Here is a 6,089-nt window from a genome sequence, read left to right on the forward strand (position 1 = left end):
TTTTCCTAACGCGTGGCAGTTTGTTATGATGACTTGAAGGCGAGGGGCGACGTGAATCCAAAACAGCTTACGATTGAAAAAGTTCAAGAAGCGCTCGGCAAAGAGAAATACATTTGCGACCGGTCGCTGGCGACCGTCGTCTATCTATCGATCGCCATGGGGAAGCCTTTGCTGCTCGAAGGCGAGGCCGGCGTTGGCAAGACCGAAGTCGCCAAAGTATTGGCGGGGATCATGGAGACGAAGCTGATCCGTCTCCAGTGCTACGAAGGCCTGGACGCCAACACGGCGCTTTACGAGTGGAACTATCCCAAGCAGATGCTCCGCATCAAGCTCGAAGAGGTCGGCAAGCGCGATCGCGGGAGCGTGGCGACGGAAATCTTTACCGAGGAATATCTGGTCAAACGGCCGCTGCTGGAAGCGATTCAAGGCAACGGCGCGACGCCGCCGGTGCTCCTCATCGACGAGATCGACCGGGCCGACATGGAGTTCGAAGCCTTTCTGCTCGAAGTGCTGTCGGATTTTCAGATCACGATCCCGGAGCTGGGGACGATCCGGGCGGAGATGCGGCCGTATGTCTTTTTAACCTCGAACCGGACGCGGGAGATTCACGACGCCCTCAAGCGCCGTTGTCTCTACCACTGGATCGATTACCCGACCTTCGAGAAGGAGCGCGAGATCATAGCGACGAAGTTTCCCCGGATCCGCGAGCGGCTGGCCGATCAGATCTGCTTCTTCATGCAGCAGGTGCGGCAGATGAATTTCTACAAGCGGCCGGGCGTCGCGGAGACTCTCGATTGGGCGGCGGCGCTGATCGCGCTCAATCGCGACGAGCTCGACGAAAAGACCGTCGAGGAGACCGTGGGGTGTGTGTTCAAGTACCGCGAGGACCTGCACCACATGCAGGAAGAACTGGCGGGCAAAAGAATCGACCTCGAACCGGAGGGGAAAGGCGCCGGCGCGGTTTCGGTTTGAGCATGGAAATCTCCGACGAGCGCATTCTTCAAACGGTCGACCGCTTTGCAGCGCTGCGCGGCCAGGGAACGGTCGCGAACGTGATAGCGTTCAGCCGGGTTTTGAAAGAACTTGGGATCAAGATCGGTTTCAGCCAGGTCATGGATACGAGCCGCGCCGTCGAATTTGTCGACATCGGCTGCCGGGCAGATTTCCGCGCAGCGCTGCGCTCCAACCTGGTTGCCAACAAGGAAGAAATGGCTGTGTTCGAGCGCGCGTTCAAGCTCTTTTGGCGCGCCGGCACGTCCGAGGAGATACTCACCGAGGCGTCGGACATTCCTTCGTTTCCCTCCGACGACGCCAAGCGGGAGCAGGGAAGCGGCGAGAACACGGAAGAGCTCTTGGCCTCGCTCTCCGGCGCCGAAGCCGGAAGGGACGGCGAGACGGAGCAGGTTTCCATTCCCACGTACAGCCCGAGCGAGTCGCTCAGCAAAAAAGATTTCAGCGACCTCGGAATCGAAGAAAGCCGCGCCATGAGCCGCGCGATTCTTCTCATCGCCACGAAGATCGCGACGCAGATGAGCCGGCGCAAGAAGCGCGCGACCAGAGGCGAAGAGGTGGACCCGCGCTCGACCATGCGGAGGAGCGTCAAATACGGCGGCGAAGTCATCGAGCTCGCCCGCCGCAAGCGGAGAATCAAGAAAACCCGCGTCGTGTTGCTCTGCGACGTGAGCGGCTCCATGGACTGTTACAGCCGTTTCTTGATCCAGTTTATGTACGCCCTGCAGAACGAGCTGTGGGGAGTCGAGACGTTCGTTTTCAGCACCTCGCTCAGCCGCATCACGCACCTGATCCGCTCGAAAGAGATCGCCGGCGCGCTGGAGAGAATTTCCCATTCGGTCTTGGGCTGGTCCGGCGGCACGAACATCGGCCGCTCGCTCGCCGCTTTCAACCGCGACTTCGCCCCCAGCCTGGTGACGCATCGGACCGTGGTCGTGATCATCAGCGACGGCTGGGACCGGGGCGACGTGTCTCTGCTAGAGCGCGAGATGCAAACGCTCAAGCGGCGCTGCTACAAGATCGTCTGGCTCAATCCTTTGTTGGCGAGCGAAAACTACGAGCCGCTATGCAAGGGAATGCAAGCGGCGCTTCCTTATCTGGATGTCTTTTTGTCCGTGCACAATCTCAAGAGTCTGGTGACTCTTGGCCGGACGTTGCAAAAGATGGTGGCGTAAAATGCAGAATATAGAATCCAGAATTCAGAATTCAGAATGTAATCAGAGCGGGGGCGGGGATTCTGACTACTGGATTCTGGCTTCTGACCCCTAGGAGGTGTTTATGGCAGGACCCGGCATGTGCCATGACGTCGAGGGCAGGAAGAAAGATTCGATCTATCATCAGATCAAGGACTTTCTCGACAAAGGCGAAACGCTCGCCGTCGCCACGATCGTCTCGACGAAGGGATCGACGCCGCGGGAAGTCGGCGCGAAGATGGTCGTGACCGCGTGGGGGGAAATCCTGGGAACGATCGGCGGTGGATGCGGCGAGGCCGACGTCAAGCGCGAGGCGATCGAAGTCATCCGCACGCGCCAGCCCCGAACCGTGCGCGTCGATCTTCTGGACGACATCGCGTCCGACAGCCCGGCGGTTTGCGGCGGCATCATGAACGTCTTCATTGAGCCGTGGTGGAATGAAGAAGGCGGTAGGCGATAGGCGCTCCCCTCACCCTTCCCTCTCCCCCGCAACGGGGGAGAGGATAAAGGAGAGGGGGCCATGGACCGAATGAAGAAAGTTTAAACGTTCAAGCTGTAGCCATGGAGAAACTGGTCGAAGAACTCGTGAGAATTCAGGAAGAGGGGGCGTCCGGAGTATTGGCCACCGTCGTGGAGGCGGAAAAATGCGACGCCGTGGCGGCGGGGCAAAAATATCTCGTCCGCGACGGCAAGCCGATCGTCGGCACGATTCGCCACGAAAGCCTGCTGGAGGCGCTGGTCAAAGAGGCGGATGTTCGTCTCAAGGAGGAGAAATCGAAGCTCGTTTCTCTGGAGCTGCCCGGCACGGGCGATAAAGTCGAGGTCTTCTTCGAAGTTCTTCCCGCGCCGCCGAAGTTGATCGTCGTCGGCGCCGGCCACATCGCCGTGCCGCTCGTTAAATTCGCCAAGCTCCTCGACTTTCACGTGACCGTGCTCGATGACCGCATTCTCTTCGCCAACCGCGAGCGGTTTCCCGACGCCGACGAAGTACAGGTCAGCGACATGGCGGCGGCGCTGAAGGCGCTGCCGATCACCCCTTCCACGTACATCGTTCTCATCACGCGCGGCCACAAGTACGACGAGCCGTGTCTCCGCGAGATCGTCCATAGCCGGGCCAAATACATCGGCATGATCGGGAGCCGGCGCCGCATCAAGGCATTATTCGAGAAGTTCCGCAACGAAGAGAAGATTGCGGAAGAAATCCTTCAACGGGTCTATGCCCCGATCGGCCTCGACATCGCGACCGAAACGCCGGAGGAGATCGCGCTCTCGATCATGGCCGAAGTCATCAAAGTCCGCCGCGGCGGAGAGGCGCGGTCGCTGTCGGGCAAATGACCTCAATGCGAAAAAGAGGCGCTCAGGGCGAGACTTTCGACCGCAGCCGATGGGTCGCTGCCTCGAGGGCCGCCCCCGCCGCTACCCCGGAGTGCTTACTCCCCAGGTTCGGGCCTGACGGAACCAGGGCGTCCCTACGTCTGCGGTCTCCAGTCTCACCCCTTCGCGCCTTATGAGGAGCAAGTGGGAAGGAAAATTACCGGGGTGGTTTTCAGCGATCTCGGCCGCGCGGCGTCCTTCATGGCGCTGGATTGGGTGCAAAGCTCGCTCGGCGACAAGCTGGGATTTTTCCCCTACCCCGGGACGCTCAATCTGAAGTTGGAGACGGCCCACGCGAAAGAGTTATGGCGCGAGGTGCGCGCAAGCATGGAGGGAATCGAAATCGCCGCGCCGGATGCCGCCTTCTGTCAGGCCCGTTGCTTTTTGGTCGAGATTGGGGGTAAACATCAAGGCGCCGTGATTCTGCCCGAGGTCGAGGGCTATCCGGCGGACAAGGTCGAAGTGGTTGCTTCCGTCCGGCTAAAGGATGAGCTTGGGTTCGCGGACGGAGAGCAAGTGACATTGCAGTTCGTGGAGTGAGGTCCGTAGAAGACCGTTCGTACTTCGACAAGCTCAGCACGAACGGTGTACTTTTACCCGGTCACCCTGAGCATGTCGAAGGGCGACCGCCGCTTGGATAATTTTCTATGAAGCGACTCATCATTGGCATCTCGGGCGCAACCGGAGCCATTTATGGCGTGCGCATGCTCGAGGTCCTGTCCCGGCTGAAGGACGTCGAGACACATCTCGTGATGACCCGTGCAGCCAAGATGACGATCCAGGTCGAGACGCCTCATTCCGTGAAGGACGTCGAGGCTCTGGCGGACGTGGTGCACGACATCAACAATATCGGCGCAAGCATTTCCAGCGGCTCATTCCGCACCGCTGGAATGGTCATCGCGCCCTGCTCGATGAAATCGATGGGCGGGATCGCCCATTCGGTCGGCGGCGATCTCTTGGTCCGCGCCGCCGACGTTATTCTCAAGGAAAGAAAAAAGCTCGTCCTAGTCGCCCGCGAGACGCCGCTTCACCTGGGCCATCTGGAGAGCATGGTGGCGCTGACAAGGATGGGCGCGGTGATATTTCCCCCTGTCCCCGCGTTCTACCATCGCCCCAAGACCCTCGACGATATTATCAATCAAACCGTGAGCCGCATCCTTGATCAATTCGACATCGACGTGACTTTGTTCGAGCGCTGGAGCGACGAGCAGATGAGCCGCCATCCCGGCGCCGAGCGGGTGGTCTCCGTCGTTCCGCGCAAGGAAGCCAGACCGGTCAAAAAGACCAAGTGATATTCTCTTCACTCCATGCCTTCATCCGGTGGTAAAAAACCACTCACCGCGACCCAACGCAGGAAAAAAGAGCACCTGGAACTCTGTCTCGACCCGCCATCGGTCGCGGGCCCAAAGGGCACGGGACTGGACCGGTACGCCTTTGTTCACAACGCCCTGCCGGAGATCGACATCGACGAGATCGACCTCGGAACGAATTTTCTCGGCAAGCGCCTAAAGGCGCCGCTCTTGATCTCTTCGATGACCGGCGGTTTCGACATGGCCCGCACGGTCAATCGCAATCTCGCCGCGGCGGCGCAAAGGCTCGGCCTGGCGATGGGCGTCGGTTCGCAGCGCGTGGCGATCGAGGAGCCGAGCGCGGCGGATTCTTTCAAGGTAAGAGATCTGGCGCCCGACATTCTCCTGCTCGGAAATCTCGGCGCGGTGCAGCTCAATTACGGCTACGGCGTCGAGCAGTGCCGCAAAGCGGTCGGCATGATCGGCGCCGACGGGCTGATTCTTCATCTCAATGTCTTGCAGGAAGCGGTGCAGCCCGAGGGCAACCGAAATTTCAAAGGGCTGGCGCGTCGGATCGCCAATGTCTGCCGCGAGCTGGAAGTTCCGGTCGTGGCCAAGGAGGTGGGTTTCGGCATCTCCGCGGATGCGGCGCTGAGACTCAAGCAGGCCGGGGTCAAGGCCATCGACGTGGCGGGCCGCGGCGGAACGTCTTGGTACGCGGTGGAGGCCAAGCGCTCGGCGCAAAAGGGCCAAGCGCACGAGCTGACGTTCGCCGATTGGGGCATCCCGACCGAGGAGGCTTTGGTTCAGGTGCGCCGGGCCGTGCCGGATTTGGAGCTGGTCGCGTCGGGCGGAATCCGTAACGGCCTCAACGTCGCCAAGGCGATCGCGCTGGGCGCCAACGTCGCCGCCATCGGACAGCCGCTGCTGGAGCCGGCTTTGGAATCGGCGGACAAGGTGGTAGAATCCTTGGCCAAAGTGATTCACGAGATCAAGGTAGCGATGTTATGCGTCGGCGCGGGCGACCTCGCGGCGCTCGGCAAGGCGCCGCTGGTGCGACAATAGTGCTGAGGATCGAGTGCTGAGAGGTTGTGAAAAAATTCGTTCATGGTTCGACAAGCTCACCACGAACGGGATAACATCGATGGAAGTTCGAGGACTTAGCCGTTCGTCCTGAGCCCGTCGAAGGGCGATCGGCGATTTTTTCACAAGCTCTGAGTGC

6 protein-coding genes and 1 pseudogene are annotated in these 6,089 nt (G+C 60.3%); all 7 read left to right on the forward strand.

Annotated features, from left to right (window positions below):
• Positions 1-51 precede the first annotated feature (51 nt).
• Positions 52-972 (forward strand): MoxR family ATPase, encoded by a 921-nt coding sequence (locus VGL70_24565; protein HEY3306708.1) that lies wholly within the window; start codon positions 52-54, stop codon positions 970-972.
• A gap of 2 nt (positions 973-974) precedes the next feature.
• Positions 975-2,186 (forward strand): VWA domain-containing protein, encoded by a 1,212-nt coding sequence (locus tag VGL70_24570; GenBank protein HEY3306709.1) that lies wholly within the window; start codon positions 975-977, stop codon positions 2,184-2,186.
• Positions 2,187-2,289: 103 nt separating this feature from the next.
• Positions 2,290-2,664: an XdhC family protein gene (locus VGL70_24575; GenBank protein HEY3306710.1), complete on the forward strand. Its 375-nt coding sequence runs from the start codon at positions 2,290-2,292 to the stop codon at positions 2,662-2,664.
• A gap of 101 nt (positions 2,665-2,765) precedes the next feature.
• Positions 2,766-3,539 carry an XdhC family protein gene (locus VGL70_24580; GenBank protein ID HEY3306711.1) on the forward strand — a complete coding sequence of 258 codons (774 nt, stop codon included), beginning with the start codon at positions 2,766-2,768 and terminating at the stop codon, positions 3,537-3,539.
• A 183-nt stretch (positions 3,540-3,722) separates the two neighbouring features.
• Entirely contained in the window at positions 3,723-4,118 is a 396-nt protein-coding gene (locus VGL70_24585) for a DUF120 domain-containing protein (protein HEY3306712.1), read from the forward strand.
• Positions 4,119-4,225: 107 nt separating this feature from the next.
• Positions 4,226-4,777 (forward strand): annotated as a pseudogene (locus tag VGL70_24590) (UbiX family flavin prenyltransferase).
• A gap of 108 nt (positions 4,778-4,885) precedes the next feature.
• Positions 4,886-5,932, forward strand: coding sequence for a type 2 isopentenyl-diphosphate Delta-isomerase (gene fni / locus VGL70_24595; protein HEY3306713.1), 1,047 nt, complete (start codon positions 4,886-4,888; stop codon positions 5,930-5,932).
• Positions 5,933-6,089 lie beyond the last annotated feature (157 nt).

This window comes from Candidatus Binatia bacterium (assembly GCA_036504975.1).
Taxonomy (GTDB): Bacteria; Desulfobacterota; Binatia; order UBA9968; family UBA9968; genus JAJPJQ01.